Annotated in this window: 15 protein-coding genes and 1 tRNA gene; 7 read left to right on the top strand and 9 right to left on the bottom strand. The window is 57.6% G+C overall.

Annotation, left to right across the window (positions count from 1 at the left end; genetic code table 11):
* Nucleotides 1–7: 7 nt before the first annotated feature.
* Complete coding sequence (locus NPS47_RS20830) at nt 8–481, bottom strand: peroxiredoxin (RefSeq protein ID WP_274296656.1); 474 nt, start codon at nt 479–481, stop codon at nt 8–10.
* 11 nt (nt 482–492) lie between these two features.
* Nucleotides 493–1,053 carry a glycine cleavage system protein R gene (locus tag NPS47_RS20825; RefSeq protein WP_038613813.1) on the bottom strand — a complete coding sequence of 187 codons (561 nt, stop codon included), beginning with the start codon at nt 1,051–1,053 and terminating at the stop codon, nt 493–495.
* A 260-nt stretch (nt 1,054–1,313) separates the two neighbouring features.
* Between NPS47_RS20825 and dapA the strand changes: the two genes are divergently transcribed.
* The 7 genes from dapA (at nt 1,314) to NPS47_RS20790 (ending at nt 6,979) form a co-directional block, all read left to right on the top strand.
* Nucleotides 1,314–2,192: a 4-hydroxy-tetrahydrodipicolinate synthase gene (gene dapA, locus NPS47_RS20820; RefSeq protein WP_274296655.1), complete on the top strand. Its 879-nt coding sequence runs from the start codon at nt 1,314–1,316 to the stop codon at nt 2,190–2,192.
* 17 nt (nt 2,193–2,209) lie between these two features.
* Complete coding sequence (gene bamC / locus NPS47_RS20815; protein WP_038613808.1) at nt 2,210–3,325, top strand: outer membrane protein assembly factor BamC; 1,116 nt, start codon at nt 2,210–2,212, stop codon at nt 3,323–3,325.
* The gene (locus NPS47_RS20810; RefSeq protein WP_274296654.1) at nt 3,326–4,084 is read left to right on the top strand and encodes an MBL fold metallo-hydrolase; all 759 of its coding nucleotides are present in this window, start codon (nt 3,326–3,328) and stop codon (nt 4,082–4,084) included.
* 29 nt (nt 4,085–4,113) lie between these two features.
* Nucleotides 4,114–4,824 carry a phosphoribosylaminoimidazolesuccinocarboxamide synthase gene (gene purC / locus NPS47_RS20805; RefSeq protein ID WP_038613804.1) on the top strand — a complete coding sequence of 237 codons (711 nt, stop codon included), beginning with the start codon at nt 4,114–4,116 and terminating at the stop codon, nt 4,822–4,824.
* Nucleotides 4,825–4,917: 93 nt separating this feature from the next.
* Nucleotides 4,918–5,007 (top strand) — tRNA-Ser (locus NPS47_RS20800).
* A 215-nt stretch (nt 5,008–5,222) separates the two neighbouring features.
* On the top strand, nt 5,223–5,954 hold the full coding sequence (locus NPS47_RS20795; protein ID WP_274296653.1) for a fimbrial biogenesis chaperone: 732 nt from the start codon (nt 5,223–5,225) through the stop codon (nt 5,952–5,954).
* 38 nt (nt 5,955–5,992) lie between these two features.
* Nucleotides 5,993–6,979: a fimbrial protein gene (locus NPS47_RS20790; protein WP_274296652.1), complete on the top strand. Its 987-nt coding sequence runs from the start codon at nt 5,993–5,995 to the stop codon at nt 6,977–6,979.
* A gap of 464 nt (nt 6,980–7,443) precedes the next feature.
* On the opposite strand, the gene NPS47_RS20785 is transcribed toward NPS47_RS20790, so the two are convergent.
* The 7 genes from NPS47_RS20785 to NPS47_RS20755 all read right to left on the bottom strand — a co-directional run bounded on the left by NPS47_RS20785 (nt 7,444) and on the right by NPS47_RS20755 (nt 19,688).
* Nucleotides 7,444–10,023, bottom strand: a complete 2,580-nt coding sequence (locus NPS47_RS20785; RefSeq protein ID WP_274296651.1) for a fimbria/pilus outer membrane usher protein — start codon at nt 10,021–10,023, stop codon at nt 7,444–7,446.
* 89 nt (nt 10,024–10,112) lie between these two features.
* On the bottom strand, nt 10,113–10,865 hold the full coding sequence (locus NPS47_RS20780; protein ID WP_274296650.1) for a fimbrial biogenesis chaperone: 753 nt from the start codon (nt 10,863–10,865) through the stop codon (nt 10,113–10,115).
* A gap of 74 nt (nt 10,866–10,939) precedes the next feature.
* A complete protein-coding gene (locus tag NPS47_RS20775; RefSeq protein ID WP_274296649.1) occupies nt 10,940–11,539 on the bottom strand; it encodes a fimbrial protein in 600 nt (199 codons plus the stop codon).
* Between the two features lie 127 nt (nt 11,540–11,666).
* Nucleotides 11,667–12,314, bottom strand: a complete 648-nt coding sequence (locus tag NPS47_RS20770; protein ID WP_274296648.1) for a response regulator — start codon at nt 12,312–12,314, stop codon at nt 11,667–11,669.
* Nucleotides 12,315–12,379: 65 nt separating this feature from the next.
* Nucleotides 12,380–15,592 (bottom strand): hybrid sensor histidine kinase/response regulator, encoded by a 3,213-nt coding sequence (locus tag NPS47_RS20765; protein ID WP_274296647.1) that lies wholly within the window; start codon nt 15,590–15,592, stop codon nt 12,380–12,382.
* 80 nt (nt 15,593–15,672) lie between these two features.
* Nucleotides 15,673–16,869, bottom strand: coding sequence for an EAL domain-containing response regulator (locus tag NPS47_RS20760; RefSeq protein ID WP_274296646.1), 1,197 nt, complete (start codon nt 16,867–16,869; stop codon nt 15,673–15,675).
* Nucleotides 16,866–19,688: an ATP-binding protein gene (locus NPS47_RS20755; protein ID WP_274296645.1), complete on the bottom strand. Its 2,823-nt coding sequence runs from the start codon at nt 19,686–19,688 to the stop codon at nt 16,866–16,868. The genes NPS47_RS20760 and NPS47_RS20755 overlap by 4 nt, the downstream gene beginning before the upstream one ends.
* Between the last annotated feature and the right edge of the window lie 51 nt (nt 19,689–19,739).

Genomic DNA, 19,739 nt, shown 5'->3' with positions numbered 1-19,739 from the left:
TGAGGCCTCAGCCCTTGTTCAGCGCCTGCGCTTCAGCGAGCACTGCATCCACATGCCCCGGCACCTTCACGCCACGCCAGGCCTTGCGCAGCACACCATTCTTGTCGATCAGGAACGTGCTGCGATCAACGCCCATGTATTCTTTGCCATAAAGCTTCTTCAGCTTGATCACGTCGAACAGCTGGCACAGGGCTTCGTCCTTGTCGCTGATCAGTTCGAACGGGAACGCCTGCTTGGCCTTGAAGTTTTCGTGCGACTTGATGCCATCACGTGAAACCCCGAAAACCACGGTGTTGGCCGCTTCAAAGGCTGCATGCTGGTCACGGAAACCCTGACCTTCAGTGGTGCAGCCCGGGGTGCTGTCCTTGGGGTAGAAGTACAGCACCACTTGCTTGCCCTTCAGATCTGCCAGGCTGACGTTCTGGCCACTGGTGGCCTGGGCCTGGAAATCGGCGACGGGTTGGTCGAGTTCAACGGCCATGGAAAGCTTCCTTACAGTGGGTTCTGTGGGCGCCAGGGTTCGATCAGCGCATCCAGGTTCAGGGCATCGGAGAAGTCCAGGAACTGGTCACGCAACCAGCTGATCTGGGTGCCGGCCGGCAGGGTCACGGTAAACGTGGCGTTGAGCATGGTGCCGCCGGTCTGTGGCGCCTGGTAGGTGTCGCAGGTGAGGTTTTCCAGCTCGACATGGTGGTCGATGAAAAACTGGCACAGCTCGTTGATGATGTCCGGGCGATAGGCGGCGCTGACATAGGCGACATACGGCAGGGCCAGCGGGCGCACTTCGAGCTCGGCGCTGCGCACCACATTCACGGTGAAGGTGTGCTTCTTGGCCAGGCCCGGCAGGGCGGCTTCAAAACGCGCCAGGGCGTCCCAGCTACCGGCAACCTGCAGCACCAGTGCACTGCACTCGCCGTGACGGGTCAGGCGCGAGGTGACGACCGAGCAGCGATTGTCGTTACTGGCTCGGCACAGGATGTTGGTCAGTTCCATGGGATTGGCGCCCAGAGCACTGATGACAAGGAATTGTTCGCGAACGGTGGGGGTGGACATGCAGCATTCCTAAAGCGATGAGCGGTCGGTACCCGACAGGTCAGAATGGCGGGAAGGCGTGGTCCCGGGGCTCAGGATCGAGGCTTTGGGCACTGCCTGCGCAGGTTGTCGGCAGCCCGGCGGGCCGCTGTGTACCGATCAAAGAGAGAAGGGTAGCGAAAATGGCCGCCGAGGGGAATGCTCCAGCCGCCTGCTTCGCTTGTGCAAGGCCGATGGCGCCAGTACCATTACCGCTCTCTTTTTCCGGCAGGAGCAGTTTCATGATTGCGGGCAGTATGGTGGCATTGGTCACACCCATGGATGCACAAGGGCGTCTTGATTGGGACAGCCTCGGCAAACTCGTGGACTTCCACCTGGAGAAGGGCACCCACGCCATTGTCGCCGTCGGTACCACCGGCGAGTCCGCAACCCTGGATGTCGAAGAGCATATCAAGGTCATCGAGTTCGTGGTCAAGCGTGTTGCCGGTCGCATTCCGGTAATCGCCGGCACCGGTGCCAACTCCACCAGCGAAGCCGTGCACCTGACCCGCAACGCCAAGAACGCCGGCGCCGACGCCTGCCTGCTGGTGGTGCCGTACTACAACAAGCCGACCCAGGAAGGCCTGTACCAGCACTTCAAGCACATTGCCGAAGCCGTCGACATCCCGCAGATCCTCTACAACGTTCCCGGCCGCACCTCCTGCGACATGCAGGCCGAGACCGTGATCCGCCTGTCGACCGTACCGAACATCATCGGTATCAAGGAAGCCACCGGCGACCTGAAGCGCGCCAAGGCCATTATCGACGGCGTGAGCAAGGACTTCATCGTGCTGTCCGGCGATGACCCGACCGCGGTCGAGCTGATCCTGCTGGGTGGCAAAGGCAACATCTCGGTTACCGCCAACGTCGCCCCGCGCGAAATGGCCGATCTGTGCGAAGCCGCCCTTGAGGGCAATGCCGAGAAGGCTCGCGCGATCAACGAAAAACTCATGCCCCTGCACAAGGACCTGTTCATCGAAGCCAACCCGATTCCGGTGAAGTGGGCTTTGGTCGAAATGGGCCTGATGCACAAAGGCATCCGCCTGCCGCTGACCTGGCTGAGCGAATCCTGTCACGATACGGTACGCCAGGCCATGCGCCAGTGCGGCCTGCAGTTTTAATTGAGGACGTACACCGCATGAAGCGATTGGCTGGTCTTTCCGCCCTTGCCTTGATCATTTCCAGCACCAGTGGTTGTGGCTGGCTCTGGGGCGAAGAGGGTTACTTCCGTGACCGTGGTAGCGATTATCTGGAGGCCACGCAGAAGGCGCCGATGCAGATGCCACCGGACATCAGCAGCGCCAAGCGCCTTGATCCGCTGCTGCCGATTCCGCGTAACGTCGCCGACGACAACGTCAAGGGCGAGTTCGAGGTGCCGCGTCCACAGCCATTGAGCGCGGCTGCCGACATCAGCGATTTCAGCCTGCAGAAGAGCGGCAGTTCCCGTTGGGTCCTGGCCCAGCGCGCCCCGGCCGAAGTCTGGCCGGTGGCCCGGCAGTTCTTTGAAGACAACGGCTTCCGTATTGCCGAAGAACGCCCGCAGACTGGTGAGTTCAACACCACCTGGCAGCGTTTTGACGAGCTCTCCGGCGCTATGGCCAGCCGTCTGGCCAGTGCCTCGAGCAGCCGCGACAACGAAGTGCGTGCGCGTATCCGCATTGAGCCGGGCGTGCAGCGCAACACCAGTGAAGTCTACATCGTCAGCGTCGAGCGTCCGGCGGGCAGCACCGCCGAGCCTGGTTTCCCGGCCCGTTCGGAAAACACCGGGGTCGATGCCATGCTGGTCGACGAAATGCTCGCCAGCATGACCCGCAGCGCCGAGAAGGGCGGTTCGGTGTCGTTGCTCGCCGCGCGTGATTTCGATGCGCCAAGCCGTGTCAGCCTCAGCGAAGACGGTAGCGGCAACCCGGTACTGAACCTGGGCGCCGACCTCGATCGCGCCTGGTCCAGCGTTGGCCGTGCCCTGGAGCAGGGCGAATGGCGGGTTGAAGACATCAACCGCAGCCTGGGCCTGTACTACATCAACCTGGCGGAAAAAGCCGAGGCCAAAGACCAGGAGCCGGGCTTCTTCGGCAAACTGTTTGGCAGCGCGCCGAGCAAGGAAGAGCGTGAAGCCCGTGCCGAGCGTTACCAGGTACGCCTGAGCAAGGTTGGCGACAGCGTCCAGGTCACCGTTGAGAAGAACATCAACACCGTGGCCCCGGCTGATGTCGCCCGCCGCGTGCTGAGCGTGATTCAGGACAACCTGGGTTAAGTGCGCTTCGCCGTACTTGGAAGTGGAAGCCAGGGAAATGGCACGCTGATCGCCAGTGACAACACCCTTGTCCTGGTCGATTGCGGCTTCTCCCTGCGTGAAACCGAGCGGCGCCTGGCGCTGCTCGGCGTTTCTGCCCAGCAGTTGAGTGCTGTGCTGGTAACCCACGAACATGCCGACCACGTGCATGGGGTCGGTTTGCTGGCGCGGCGCTACAATGTACCGGTCTACCTCAGCCGCGGCACCTTGCGCGGCCTGCGCAAACCGGTCGAGGCGGCAGGTTTTCTGGCGGCAAACGAGACCCTGCAGATCGGCGCCCTGAACATCCGCGCCGTGGGCGTGACCCACGACGCGCTGGAGCCGTTGCAGTATGTGTTTGACGACGGCAGCCGGCGTTTCGGCGTGCTGACTGACCTTGGCTCCTACGACGCCGCCCTGCTGGAAAGTTACCAGGGCCTGGATGCGTTGCTGATCGAGGCCAACCACTGTCGCGACCTGCTTGGACGCGGGCCTTACCCGATGTTTCTCAAACAGCGGGTGGGTGGCGACTACGGACATTTGAACAACCATCAGGCCGCGCGCCTGGTGTCGGAGCTGGACTGGCAGAACCTGCAGCATCTGGTGCTGGCCCATCTCAGTAGCAAGAACAACCAGCCACAGCTGGCCCGGCAATGTTTCGTCGACACCCTCGGGTGCGACCCGGACTGGCTGCAAGTGGCCAACCAGGATTGCGGGCTCGACTGGCGCGAAATCGCCTAGCCCATCTTATTTAGCAAGCGGAGCCCATCATGGAAAAACGTGAAGAACTCTACCGCGGCAAAGCCAAGTCGGTTTACAAGACCGACGACGCTGACCGCTTGATCCTGCTGTTTCGCAACGACACCTCGGCGTTCGACGGCAAGCGTATCGAACAGCTCGACCGCAAGGGCATGGTGAACAACAAGTTCAACGCCTTCATCATGCAGAAGCTTGAAGAGGCCGGCATTCCTACCCAGTTCGACAAACTGCTGGGCGACAACGAGTGCCTGGTCAAGAAGCTCGACATGATCCCGGTTGAATGCGTCGTGCGTAACTACGCCGCCGGCAGCCTGGTCAAGCGTCTGGGTGTGGAAGAGGGCATCAAGCTTGAGCCTTCGACCTTCGAACTGTTCCTCAAGAACGACGAGAAGGGCGACCCGTTCATCAACGAATCCCACGTTGTCGCCTTCGGCTGGGGCACCGCCGAGCAACTGGTGAAGATGAAAGCCCTGTCGCTCAAGGTCAACGAAGTGCTGAACAAGCTGTTCGACGACGCCGGCCTCTTGCTGGTCGACTTCAAGCTGGAGTTCGGTGTATTCCACGGCGAGATCGTCCTCGGTGACGAGTTCAGCCCGGACGGCTGCCGTCTGTGGGACAAAGAAACCCGCAAGAAGATGGACAAGGACCGCTTCCGTCAGGGTCTGGGCGACGTGATCGAAGCCTACGAAGAAGTTGCCAAACGCCTGGGCGTGCCGCTGTAACCGGCAAGTTCACGCAAGCGCCTGATACCACGCGAATTTTTTTCGCAAACAGGCTTTGCCTTTAGGCAAACTGCTGGTATCATGCGCGCCATTGGAGAGATGCCGGAGTGGCCGAACGGGACGGATTCGAAATCCGTTGTACTGGCAACAGTACCTAGGGTTCAAATCCCTATCTCTCCGCCATATACGAAAACCCCGCAGACTTAGGTCTGCGGGGTTTTTTCGTTTTTGGGTTTCTATAAGGTGCGTCTCTTCCGGCGCTCACGCCCTCCCTTGCACATCCCAGTGATGTAGCACCTCCGACGCTTTCAGAAACGTCTTAAAGCCGTCTTCCCTGTCGCTGTTTAGCATGGCAAGTGTCATCCCATTTCACCCTTGCCAGGAGCTATTGTCCGTAGATGCTCAGCAGCACGCGACGTCGGACTGAACGAAGCCGTCCGAGGAAATTACTAGGCGCGATCTTATTGCTTATCGGCGTCGTAACGGATGCCCAAGCATTTCTCAAGATCGAAGGAACCCGCCTGATTTACGCTGGAACCGACAGAGAAGCCAGCATTGGCGTGGTAAATCAAAGTCAACAAAACACCTTAATGCAAAGCTGGATCACTTACGCTTACGACAATGATCGCGGCGATGCCCCCTTTGCAATTGTCCAGCCACTGGTGCAGTTGGGTAGCCAAGAGCGCCATTTGGTGCGCGTGTTTTATGCGGGGCAGGGGCTACCCGAAGATCGCGAGTCGATGCTCTGGTTGAATATCCTGGAAGCTCCACGAAAACCAGATCAGGAAGACGGCGTACAATTTGCTATACGCCAGCGCTTAAAACTTTTTTATCGGCCACCTGGTCTGCACGGTTCCTCAAGTGAATCGGTTCAACAGCTAAAGTGGGAAATCAATCAGCGAGCGCAAATAGAAGTGAGCAACCCTGGGGCATTCCATGTTTCCCTGGTGAACTTGGAAGTCGGCCTAAACAATCGAAAAATTTTTCTCTGCGACTACCTATTTTTGAGGCCGGGAGAAACGCACTCGATTGAGACACCGCTATCTGCTCTAGATGGCAAGGTGCAAATCACCTTCACAGAAATTACTGATGGTGGTTTGCAAGTTCATCGAAAGGCTAATTTAAAATAGGGTGCGACTCTGACTTTAACTTCAGGAAGGATATTCAAATGCCGACTCGAAAAAAACTGTTGCTAACTTGCTTTCTCGCCTTAGGTGTCAGTCCTGCCACTTGTTTTGCGTTACTATGCAAGGAAGATCGTACAGATCAAGTCATCTCCAAGCAAGATCTGGGCACAGCAATAGCCGTCGCTGCAGATGCGCCGGACGGTACAATTATATGGGAGTCTGAACCGCGCTCGATCAACGTTCGGTGCGCCGATGATAATAATTCAGGGCGCGAATATATATACTTTCATATGAATCCTGGGAAGGTCAATATTGGTCAAGGAATACGTATTGGCATCCGCTACAATTCAAATGCTATTACCCAGAGTAGTGGCGCAGTCAGCACAGGCTATGACTCATGGACGGATTGCTATGGAGGAGGTTGTGAAGGCTGGGACAGGGCCAGGTTCACCTTGAACTTTAGCGTGTTCGTTGAAAAGTATGGCGCGACGCCGGTGTCAGGGCAGGCCACTACAAGCAAGGAATATCGGGTATTTCAACTCGATGGCAAAGGAGGGCTTAATATGGTGCCGGATAGTAACCTCAATTATGTAATTTCCGGCTTGGACAAAATTCGATTTGTACCCTGCAGTCCTGAACTTTTCGTATCTCCAAGTGTTGTCAATTTTTCGAGGATTAGAACAGATGAGGCTCAAATTGGAAAGGTTGCTGGCAGCGGAAGCTTTAGCCTGGGCCTGAAAAAAGATTGCGATACCCCCTACACGGTGAGTGCTCGTTTTTCAGCGAGTGCAGGTGGTGGAAAAATAGTGGATAACTTGCTGGTGCCCCCAAAGAACAGTTCTGTTGGTATATCTTTGTATCGCCAGGAAACCAACGAGAAAGTTCCTTTTTCTACTTGGTTTCCACTGGCGGTATTGACTGGGAAAGAATATTCGACAAATGAATTTCGTGCTGACTTGGTCTGGCGAGCGAATCCAGTTTTAGGTCCCTTCGACGCTTCGTTGGTCATTGACTTGTTCTACAAGTAAGTGTCGTGTGTCTGAGGCAAGCAGCGCAAACATTGAAGTTATCCAGATATCTGTAAGTTTCACCCTGCCCGGAATGCTGCTGGAATTACTGCTAACTAATGACCGGCGTGAGTTCAGCAATGGCTGTTCCGGGCCCCGCTTCCCTATCCCCTTTCCATTTCTTCTGGTTGAAACTGTTCGGTAATAGCGTGCGTTCAGTGGAACGGTATGACGCTCACTGGCAGCGGTATGGCCGAAGGTTGCGGCTTACCATTTTGATGGTTTGTGATAAGTGACCTGAAACGACACTGAGTGACTTGGACTTCATCTGGCCTAACGAGTCGGAGGGAAATTTGGTATTGTTATTTTTTGGGCCTATTGGATAAGACCCATTGCCAAGTCGGCCCAGTGTCGCTATTTGTCTGAGTGAAAACTACTAGCGGCAATGTATTAATTACCAGACCAGCACAATTAAATTCTTAAACTCAAGGTGTGCACACCAATTTCTGCCGCTCATAATTCAACACTTTGTTCCGCTCTGCCAGTGCATAAGAGGCCAAGCACTGCTGATTACCCCATTTGATCGTCAAAGTGCCTTGATCTTGCTCCACCAGGGCCAAGGCCTTGCCGTTCGGATCGGAAATTGCCAGCTGCTTGCCGTCGGCGTCCTCTACTGAAGCGCCGAAGGGAATTACCTGATTTTGCGCATCGAATAGTTCGAACTGCACCCTGCGCCCGGTTTTACCTGTGTAACGGGCGACGACGATAGCACCGCGGCGCGGTACCAATTGCTGGGTGGCGTTGTCGATGTCGATGTCGCCGCCCAGTTCACGGGTATCCAGGCTGATCCAGTTGACCCGGTAAGGCTGGGCGCTGGGGACCACCGCATAGCCGTTGCGACCGGTTTCGACACCGCTGTAGCTGCTGATCCTGGCGCCACGCACTCCCGGCACTTCGGCCAGGGCAAAGGTTTCACCGACCGACTGGCCCAGGTTGATGCCACCCTGGTGGGCGACCACGGAACCGGCGATGTTGAGATTCTGCGAGTCATAACCGCGGCCCTGGCTGTAGCCCAGACTGATGTCGGCCACCGATGTGCGAGTGCTCAGGCTGGCCGATGCCGAACTGCCGCTGGTGCTGCTGTTGCCGCCCTGCACGGAATAGAACGTGTCGCTGGTTTCCGACAGGTAACCATTGATGCCGACCTGGGTGCTGTTGTCACCTTTCTGCGTGCTGGTGGTGACGAAGGCCCGTGGTGCGCGTGAGCGGCTGCCCAGGGGGAAAGACACTGACAGGTTGAACTGAGTGTCATTGTTTGCGTAGCCGCTGTTGCCCAGGTCTTTGCTGCGGGTCACGTCGATGTTGTAGCTGACCTCGCCCCAATTGTTGCTGTAACCGGCAGAAGCACTCTGGGTGCCGCCACGGTTCCAGTAACGCTGGTCGCTGGCATTGAGATAGAGGCTGCCCAATTCGCGATTGCGTCCCAGGCTCTGGTTGATGGTCAGGTCGGTGCGGGTTTTGGAGTGGCCGCTGCGTTTGATCGTTCCGTCGCTCAGATCCTGGACATGGTCGCTCAGCGTTCGGTAGCCCTCAGTCGAATAGCGGTAAGCCGCCAGGGTGAAGTTGGTGTCGGTGCCGGTAAAAGTCTTCGCATACAAGGCGCGCAAGCTGTTGCCCTGGGTAGTCTGTCCCTGGGCCTGGCTTGAAGAACGGGTGAGATCGACTGACACCGCACCCAATGCGGTGTTGCGGCCCGCGCCCAGGGCCAGGGCCTTGTAGTTGTCGCTGGCCTGCACGCCGATGATGCCGGTCAGGTTGCTGTTGATTCCGTAGGCCAGCGTGCCGCTGAGCATCTTCGGCGTGGCCAGGCCCTCGGTGTTGCTGTTGAATTGACCGGCCGAGAGGCTGTACTTGACCTGACCTTCACGCACCATGATTGGCAAGCTGGAAAATGCCTGCTGGCTTACCCGCCGGCGTCCGTCTGCTTCGATGATGGTGATTTCCAGATCACCGTTCGAGCCGCTGGGGTAGATGTCGCTGATCTCGAACGGCCCAGGTGGCACGTTGGTGGTGTAGAGAATGTAGTTATTCTGGCGGATCTCCACGGTGGCATTGGATTGCGCTACGCCACGGATGATCGGAGCGTAACCACGCTCGCTGTCGGCGCGCATGCCTTCGTCGGATGCCAGTTTCAAGCCGCGGTAGCGCACGCTGTCGAACAGGTCGGTATCGGAGAAGATATCGCCTGCACTGAATTGGCCCTTGAGTGCCGTGACGTCATGCTGCAGGTAGCTGCGGTTGCTTTTGAACGTGCTCGGTTGCCCAGTGCTACTGCTGTAGTTGGACTCATTACGCAGCCGCCATGCGCCCAGGTTGATACCGTTACGCAGGCCAACGTTGTTGGCGAAACGAGTATCGGCATCACCGGCGCTGCGGCTGCTGTTGAATTGGTAGTTGATGAAGCCCGCGGAGATACCTTCGTCCCATAATTGCGGGTCGACATAGCCGCGCAGGCCGCGTTGCATTGCCACCTGCGGCACGCTGGCGGCCAGACGCAGACGGCTGGCATCGTAGCGCAGGGTGGCCTGATCGATCATTGCCGGCAGGTCGTAACACGCCTGTGGGACGTCGGGATCGAACTTGCCCCGTGCTTGCAGTCTGGTCATGTCGATGCCCAATTGTTTGAGCAGGTCGAGGGTCAGGCAGGGTTCTACGCGTCCGCTCACGGGGTTGCGACTGAACTCGATATCGCGCCGACCGACCAACACCTCGTTACTGTACAGGTCGACTCGATAATTGCCTGGCAGCACACTGTTGGCGGACAGCAGCAGTTGTAAATCGAGGTCCGAGTGTGTGCCTTGCAGGAAGGTGGTGTTGAAGGCCAGCAGTTGTGGGTCAACGCTATCGGCAGGGGTGTGCGCTGCTAGTGCCAGGCCGGGTAACGCTGCACAGATGGCCAGGGATAAGGCGCTGGGCCCCCATGGCTTGAGTATCGCGCCGTGAGATAACGCGCGCGCACGTTTTCCTGCCCCAGGTGTGGGCCTGTAGTTGGAAGAAAAAGACATGCTAATGAACCTTTATCATCTCCCGGGATTTAAGCCGGGCACGGCGAAGTCGCGCATGCGCTCGGCATGCGTGAGGTTTTTGATCGCGTTCAGGGTGTAGGAATGAAGTCGACGAGCTTGGCGCTGCTGGACCTGGTGCCGGTCAAGGTGGACCTGTACTGGTTCTGTGCGCCATAGTCATTGATGCTCTTGAACGTCAGCTGTAGCGGTTTAGTTGCCGATACGGCATTGAGCTCAAATGTTCTTACTTCACCCGGTGCAACCATGGTCGAATCGACGGCCAGTTCCTTGCGGGGTCCGTCCTGAACGGTTACATCGGCCATCGATACGTGATAAAGGCTTGGATTGTTCACGCTAAGTTCAGCTTTTCCACCGCGCTGAAATACGCTCCACTGTAGTTGTGACGGTGCCATTAATGCATCGCCGGGCAGCTTGGCCGGACGAAAGAAAATCTTGATGCGCTGGCGTACGGCCAATTGCAACGTGTTGGCATTGGTACTGGCCTGTGGGATTTCCTGGACATTGAGCCAGAGCACCGACTCCTTGTCCGTGGGCAATCCGGTACCCTCGTAGAGAATACGCAGGAGTTGCTGTTCCCTGGCCAGTATCCGGGTCAACGGTGGTGTCACTGCAAAGGGGACCGTGCCTGCTTTTTCGTCGCTATGGTCGACCCAGGATTGAATCAATACATCCTGGTTACCGTTGCGTACGGTGATATTGGCTTCTTTATGAGCACCATCGAATATCACCCGGGTAGTGCTCAATGAAATGCTGGCCGTGGCCTGGGCAGTTGCGAGCAGGCCCATCAAGCCCAGACAGGCGGGGAGAGTACGAAGCAACATGGTATTTACCCTTCGGCTCGATCTTGGAGGGCGAGGCTGGGACGCCTCGCGCGCGTAGAATCCTGACGTTCGAGTTATTCGTATTGCAGGATGAACGGCAGGGTGGCATCACCACGACCGGCAGTAGCTGTGCCAGCTTCACCGGTAGTGACGTAGGCGGCGGAGAAGCTCAGGATGGCGTCGCCACCAGCAGCACCGTCACCGTGCATGTCGCTCTGGATTTTGGCGGAGGCTTTCGAGCTCAGGTCGATCAGCTTGCCATCGCTGTCGAGCAGGGCGATACCGACGTTTTTGGCGGTGCCGGTACCTTTGGTCAGGGCCAGGACTTTCTTGCCGGTCACCAGGCCCGAGCCGCCGCTATTGGCGTCAAAAATCATCGAGACCTTGGTGCCGAGGTTGCAGTTGACGTTGAGGTCAATGCCTTTACCGGTGACACGGCCCGAGGCCGGGCTTTCGGCGGTGCCCATGTCCTTGACCGAAACGTTGCCCATGTCAATGGCGATCACGCGGTCGTTGTTGGCGCCATCAATGGAACAGGCATCGTTGTTGATCAGACCGGTAAAGCTGATCTTGCCGCTGCCACCTTTGACGGGACCGACGGGATCTTCTGCAAAGACGCTACCGGAGGCCGCGATCACGGAAAGGGCGAGGGCCGCCAGGGAAATGTTTTTCATGTTGATGTCCATTAGTGCTGGTTGGAAAAGTACTGCATGGAAATGCCCTGCCACGATAGTCGGCGAGGCAAGGCACGGACATCAGACGATTCTTAATAGAATTAATGAACTCGGTTTGTTTAGACGGTTAGTTGAAAATGCTGCGTTCCAGGCAATAGGCCAGCAGATCCTGGTCACTGGTGACTTCAAGTTTTCGCATGGCCGATATTTTTTGTGCGCTGATGGTTTTTGCACTTCTGTTCTGGCTGCGGGCAATATCGCTAACACTTTTTCCTGAAACAAACAGCCGCAGTATTTCAAATTCTTTCGGCGATAAACTGGCCATCCGTTCGTCCATGGCGGTATTGGAGTCAATCACCGATGTTTTTGCAGGCTCGAGGCTGCGATATATCCCTTGGCGGGCAATGGCATTGAGCGCCAGTTCGATCTCTGTGTGTAATTGGTTCTTCTGTATGACGCCGACAACTCCCAGTTCCTGCAGACGAGTGAGAATCAGTTGATTGGAGATCATGGTCAAGATCAGAATCTGTACATGGGGATAATGACGCTTGAGGTAATCGACCAGCTTGAGCCCGTCACCATAGGGTGAGTCAGCAGGCATGTTGTAGTCGGTGATAACAATGTCGACCGCTTGCTGCTCAAGCAATTCGATCAGACCCTTCGAGCACACGGCATCGCCAACTACACAAAAGCGTGGGTCGCGCTCGACCAGCTCGCGTACGCCGAGAAGGACGATGGGGTGATCGTCAGCGATGATGACCTTGAGTTTTTCCATAAATACGGCCCGTTATACCGGTGCGAAGGGGTGTCCATACGGTTGTACGTAGTGGTGTGTTGATTTTACGCGAGGGCGCTCAGGATTGTCGCAAGACGTTTCAATACCAGCTGTATTTGCTGCGTCAGGACTACATCAAGCCTTGCGATGCGCAACTGCTCTTCCAGATTGATACAGTGGTTGGCCAGGCTGCTAGCCTGGACCGCACCGAGCGCGCCGGCCATGCTGTGCAGGCGTTCAGCAAGGGTACTGGCGTCTTGCTGTTCGAGGGCGCGGCTGATCAGTTCGATGTCCTCTTGCATGGTACTGATGAACAGCGGTCGCATTGCCGGGGACAGTTTTATACTGTCACTGGGCGTTGCGCTGAGCGACGTGCTCAGGGTTTCGCCGTCGATAGGTGGCGGCCCGCTGTGTAGCGTGGGTTCACACAGCTTGATCAGGTGCGCCCTTAAGGATTGCAGGCTCAGGGGTTTGACGATCCAGGCATTCATACCCACTTCCATACAACGTAAGCCTTCTTCGCGCATCGCATTGGCAGTAACACCGATGATCGGCAACTGGCTGTCGTGAGCACGCAGTGCCTTGGTCAGTTCATAGCCGTTCATGACCGGCATGTTGACGTCGGTGAGCACCAGGTCGAAGACCTCCGGTTGCCACAGGTGCAAGGCCTGTTCGCCGTTGCTCACGACTACGGCACTGCACCCCAGTGCCTCGAGCTGCTCCTTGAGGATGGCCTGGTTGATCGGGTTGTCTTCGGCTACCAGGATATGCAATTGCAAGCCCACGCTTTGCGCGGCGCAGTTTTCACTGGCTTGCCTGGAAACACCTTGGCGGGCCAGCGCTACGGCCTGAGCTACCGCACGTACGTCGTGCATGTCGACTTCCCAGTGGTCATCAAGGTGCTCGGCGGGGTTACGTCCACCGCTGATGCAGTAGATCCGTGGCCCGTGCCAAGGCAATTCAGGGGTGTTGGCAAGCACTTCGACCAGCAGCGCCTCTGGGTTGCCAGATGCTTGTGGGGAGACTGTCGGGGTCGCTGCTAGGCCTAGACGCTGCAGCCAGTCGCAATAACTTTGCGCCAGTTCCGGTAGAGGGGCACGCACATACACTGGCGTCGGATTGCGCTCGATGGCGGGGCAGTCGGGCAGTTCGCCGGGCATCACCGACAAGGTCATCTTCAGGGAAAAGCTGCTGCCCAGCCCCGGCTCGCTGACCACTTTCAGCTGCCCGCCCATCAATTCACTAAGCCACCAGCAGATTGGCAAGCCTAACCCCGCACCGCCTTCACTGGACGCATCCTTGACCTGATAGAACAGCTCGAACAGCTTGGCCTGCTGCGCTTCGCTGATACCGATGCCGGTATCGGTGATCTGCCATTCGAGACTGACCTTACCCTGCGCATGCTCCAGCACGCGGGTACGCAACACCACCCGACCGGTGTCGGTGAACTTGATGGCATTGCTCAACAGGTTATTGAGGATCTGGCGAATCCGCATGGGATCGCCGAACACTTTGTTGGGCAGTTGGGCATCCGTGCAGGCGTAAAGCTGCAAACCCTTGTGCTCGGCAAAGGCTGCATAGGTATGCAAAGTGTCTTCGAGCATGTCCAGCAGGCAGAATTCGACTGGCTCGATGGCCATCTGCCCGGACTCGATCTTGGAGACATCCAGCACATCGCTGATCAATTGGAACAGGGTCGCGGAGGAGCGCTGGATGGTGTTCAGGTAGGCTTGCTGGCGTGGTTCCAGAGAAGTCAGGCCAAGCAGCTCCAGGGTCCCCAGCACCCCGTACAGCGGGGTGCGGATTTCATGACTCATGGTAGCCAGGAACAGGGTTTTGGCTTCGTTGGCGGCATCGGCGGCGCGCCGTGCTTGTTCCAGTGCTTGGGCATCTTCGATATGCCGGGTAACGTCATTGAAGGCGTACAGCCGTACGTCCTGGCCCTGATAACGGGTAGCGACGAAGCCGACCTGCAGGTGACGGCCGTCGATCTCCAGGTTGTGCTCCCCGACATTAGTGTTGTCTTGTTGCTGATTCAGGGTTTTGATTAGCGCGGTGGTGCCTCGCCATTGCTGGGCGCGCTGGTTTTCCACCAGTATCTGCTGGTCCGCGCGGCGTACCACGCACAATCCGGTCGGTGCGGTGTCGATCACCACGCGGCTGAACGCCTCGCTCTCGGCGATGCTTTCGTGCGCCTGGCGTGCAGGGAGGACCACCTGTTTCTTGTACCAGCGGCTGGCCAGCCAGCCCAGACCGATGATAGCCAGGAACGAAAGCAGCAAACTGGTCAGTGGCCAGAATGCATAGCGGAAGAAACTCTTGTAACTGATGGTGTAGATGGCTGCCCAGCCGGGACCGTGGTGATTGACCAGCTTGAACACCAGCCCTTCGGGCTTGAGGTTCACGCCCTCGTGCAAGGGCGACTCGGGGCGCACGATGCCAATCAGTGCTTCCCCGGTCGGTGCAATCAATGTGAAACGGTCATACACCAACCAGTCCATGATGCGTTCAAAGTCATTTATCCGGGACAGGTCAAGCAGTGAGGCCACTGTAAGACGGGATTCTTCTCCCTTTTCGTGCGGCTGATCAGGTGTGAGCTGGAGGCTGATATATGCCAGTACGCATGCGGGTGTCGAGCGGTCGGGCGTCTCGACATAACTTTGCCAAACGATCCCGTTGTTCAGTGGGGGCTGGCTGTCTGAAGGTATACGAGCATGGACGGTGCTGAGCACTTCGGTGAAATTTTTCATCGCCTTGCCGCGCCCGCGTCCGGCGGCGGGTACGGTAATGTCGTAGGCGTCGTTTGGACCGAATAGAAACACTTGCGGTGACGGGTAGGGGGAGGCGGCCCAGAATGTGCTGTAGAGGTCGGCCAGGTTAGCGCCTAGCTCAAGGACCTTCGAGGGGGCGGGATCAACAGCTTTGTGCTTATCGAGTTTGACGCTGAAGGGCATCGAGAACGAAAACGCCTGCCCTTGATAAATATTCGGCCCCTCATTCGGTAGAGGGGCAAGCGCATGCACTCGAGGGCCGCCATCATTGAGCAATGGGTTCTGCTCGATCAGCGTTTGCAGAAAAGCTTCCTGCTCCTGGATGTTCTCCAGCAAGCTGGCAAAATGAAAGCGTACGGTGTCATGGTTCTCTTCGATCAGGCGCTGGAACGACCAGAAACTGGTGCCGACCAGCAACAACGCCAGTCCCAGCAGAATCATCACCCCCGTGTTCAGGCGCAATGAACTGCGGGTGAGGTTTTCCAGTGGGGCGTTGTCGTTGTTCATGAACAGTGTCCGCAGAGCCGCAAAATATCGATATCTGACGAATTTTACCCCTGATTGCGGTCGAGGGTTGCTGGGATGGATCAATAAAGGCTTGCCGCCCCATCAAGGTTCAAGAGTTGCTGGAACTGATCCGACGACACCGCATGGGATATCAGGAAGCCCTGGGCTTGATCGCAGTCGATCTTGCGTAAAAGGGCAAGCTCCTGGGAGGTTTCCACGCCTTCGGCCACCACGATCAGGCCGAGCTTGCGGCCCAGGGCGACAATACTCGTCAGGGCCGAGGTCATGTTTTCGTTTTCATGGCAACCCTGAACCAGTGCGCGGTCTATCTTCAGTTCAGTGAACGGCGCTGACACCAGGTTCATGTAAGAGCTGTAACCCTGGCCGAAATCATCCTGAGACAGGCCGAACCCCTTGATGCGCAAGCGACAGGCCCCGGCGTAGAAGTTGCTGATGTCTTCTGGAGTGGAGCACTCCATCAATTCGAAGCAGAGCTTTGCGGGGATCCCCTTATGATGGAGGACAAACTCCAGCAGGCGGTCTGCCAGGTCGTGGCTGTTGAGCAGGTGGGTGGGTAAATTGATCGACACCGGAATGTCATAGCCCTGTTCGCGCCAGCGGGCCTGGGCGTCCATGGCCTGTTTGAGCATCAGCCACAACAAGCGCTCCTCCAAACCAAAAGCTTTCAGCGCAGGCAGGAACGAGCCGGGCAATAACACCCCCTGTTCAGGATGCATCCAGCGCACCAGGGCTTCGGCAGCGACGATACGACCGTTGTGCAACGACTTCTTGGGCTGGAACCAGGCCTGAAAAGCACGGTTGTTAAGGGCCTGCAATACGGTCTGGCGGTCAAACTCGGCGACCGGGGCGGCAGCGGCTTGCGCAGCGACCTGATGCTTGCGCCGCAGTTGCTCGGTCACGCTACGCAAAGCGCCAGGCGAGACTGGCTTGGAGATCAATCCGATCACCTCGACACCGAGGTTTTTCGCGACCAGGCTGGCTGCCATTAGCATACGCCGGGAGGCGGCGCTCATGATCGCCAGATCGGGCTTGCAGCGCAGCCCGGCCAGACGCTGGATGAACTGCACTCCGTCCATGCCGGGCATCAACAGGTCGGTCAGGACAAAGTCGAAGTCACGCTGTTGCAGGCGCTCAAGCGCCTCGTTGCCGTCCCGTGCGCATTCCAGATTGAAGTCACCCAGTTCGCTTAACAGGTGCTGCAGGTACATCCGCTGGAATGGGTGGTCTTCGACAATCAGAATGTTAAAGGGCTTCACGGGTGCTTCCTTTGATAAGGCGCCAGGCAGTTGAGCAGGGTTTGCAACGTAAAAGGTTTGACCAGGCAGCCGTTCATGCCAGCGGCCATGCACAGATCTTCTTCGCCGCGCATGGCATTGGCCGTCGCGCCAATAATTGGCACCGAGCACCCTTGCCGACGCAGTTCTCTGGTTAGCGCATAACCATTCATGCGGGGCATGTTCACATCGCTCAGGATCATGTCGAACTGGCCAGGCTCCCAGTGCTGCAAGGCTTCATCACCATCGCTGGCCAGCACGACGGTACAACCGAGCTCTTCAAGCTGATCCCTGAGAATCAGTTGGTTGATGATGTTGTCTTCAGCGACCAGTACGTGCAGGTCAAGCCGTCGCATCTCCTGCAGCTTTGTGTGCTCATCGCCTGTGGTAACCCTCAGCCCTTGGGCCTGGCTGACGGCCTGGTGAATGGCGTTCAGGTGGTTGAGATTGACGTACCAGATTCCGTCTTCGTGCCGGGGCTCGCTGCAACCATTGCTGCTGATCAGGATCCGTGGTCCTGGCCAGTCCGGCAGCAGGGGTTGCTCGACGCTGCCTGGGTGCAGCTCGAGCAATACCTGAGTACGGGGTGCGCAGGTCTCGGCAGGGCAACCGATCTGCGCTCGGGCACCCCAGCGCCGCAGCCAGCCGGCGATGGCCTCTGCCAGTTCGCGTATCGGTGAAACAACGTAGATGACTTCGGCCAGCAAGCTGTGCGGTACGGTGGTGTCACCTGTATCGCAGGCCACTTCCAGCGGCAGCGTCAAGGTGAAGCTGCTGCCCAGGCCAGGTTCACTGACCATGCGCATATGACCATTCATCAATTGCGTCAGACGTTGGCAGATGGGCAGACCCAATCCGGTCCCGGCGATGACATGGGTATTGCCTTCGGTCTGGTAGAAGGGGTCGAAAATGTACGGTTGATCCTCCTCGGCAATGCCTTTGCCGGTATCCGACACTTGCCACAGCAGCCCTGAGCGTTCGCCTTCGCGATGCAGCAAGCGGACCCTGAGCACCACTCGCCCGCAATCGGTGAACTTCACCGCATTGCTCAGCAGGTTGTTGAGGATCTGGCGGATCCGCGAGACATCGCCGATCAATCGTTCAGGCAGGTGAGGGTCGAGACAGGCATAGAGTTGCAGGCCCTTGCTGGTGGCAGCGGCGCTATAGCTCTGGACGACTTCGTGCACCAACTCCAGTGGTGAGAATTCACTCACCTCCAGCACCAACTGGCCAGCCTCGATCTTCGATACGTCCAGGACGTCGCAGATCAGTTGCAGGAGCGTTGCCGAAGAGCCTTCGATGGCATGCAGGTAGTCTTTCTGCTGGGCGTCGAGGCGGGTACGTGACAGCAGCTCGAGGGTGCCCAGGACACCATAGAGAGGGGTGCGAATTTCGTGGCTCATGGTGGCCAGGAACAGGGTCTTGGCCTCGTTGGCTGCATCGGCTGATTGCCGCGCGTCTTCCAGCGCAGCTTCCACTTGCTTGCGCGCGCTGATGTCGCTGAAGGCACAGAACAATACGTCTTCGCCTTTGTAGCGGGTAGGGACGCTGCTCAGGTACAGATGGCGACCATCGGCCGTCTCAACGTAATCGCTGCAGTCGGCGTCGACCGAGTCGAAGGCGTTGCGGATCCAGCCGGCACACAGCTCATCACGCTCAAGGCCTGCGCCAAGCCATTGTTGGGCTAGATGGTTTTCCAGTACCACCTTGCCGTCACTGCGACGCAGAACGCACAACGCAACCGGGGCGGTCTCGATGACGTCACGGCTGAACGCTTCGCTTTCTATCAAGGCCTCAATACGGTGGACTGCCGGGGCAATCAGGCGCTGTTCGAAACGGCGCATCAACAGCACGATCAGGGTGATGCTGAACAGGCAGAACAGCAGTGAGCCGAGCAGTTGCTTCCACAAACCGCCCAACACCGCCAGCAGGTCGATCGAATACACCAGTTGCCAGTCCGAAGATTTCAGGTGTTTGCGGATCACCAGGTGATCGGGCAACAAGCCGTTGCCGATAAAGCCAAAGAAGTTTTCACCCTGTGGGCTGAGCAGTGTCTGGCTCAGCCTCTCCTGCGGATTGTTGCTGAACACCTGCATGCCGTCGGCATTGAGCATCATGAATGCGCCGGCGCTCTGATCACTCAAGGCTCTGGACACCTCGCGCGTATCCATTTCCAGGCCCAGCCAGCCTGACTCGGGGGCGCGTTCGTCCAGGCGAATGAAGATGTACAGGTGCGAGCGTTGCTCACTGTGGTCGGTCAACCACAACTCGCTCAGTGGCGCGGCTGCACGGTTCTTGAGTACATGCAGTTGTTCAAGCATGGCTGCAGAGAGTTCGGGCACCTGAGCTGTCGCGTTAAAGAGCCGCCTGACCTGGGCCTGCGTACCGGTACCGACGTATAACAGGCTGACCTGCTTTTCTTGCATGTAGCTGCGCATGCGCTGGGTCAGCCAGATACTCCACTGGTTATTCGGGCTGCTACCCAGCTGCAGGTGGACTTCTTCGCTCGAAGGCAGGTAGACCAAGGGCTTGGCCTGTTGCTCCTTGCGCACGGCTGACAGGCTCAGGCTTTCCAGCAAGGCTTCGCGGTTGGTGAAGAATGCATGCGCTTCGGCAATCGCACTGCTCATGTAGCCGCGACGTTGGGAGATGTCGTTGTTGAACGTGAACAGCAGAAAGTTGTAGACGCCACTCAAGATACCGATCGACAAAACGATGGCGAACAGCCGCAGCAACCGCCGGGCTGCCTCGGGGTTGGACAATAAAGGGTTGATATGCAGCAGATAACGTTTTAATCGCATGCGCCGACTTTATGCGGCGCCTTTGCGATCGGGTATCAGACGATCCTTAAT

The organism is Pseudomonas putida, from assembly GCF_028682475.1.
Lineage (GTDB): Bacteria > Pseudomonadota > Gammaproteobacteria > Pseudomonadales > Pseudomonadaceae > Aquipseudomonas > Aquipseudomonas putida_AG.
The sequence above is the reverse complement of the archived record's forward strand: the minus strand, read 5'-3'. Positions and strand labels throughout refer to the sequence as shown.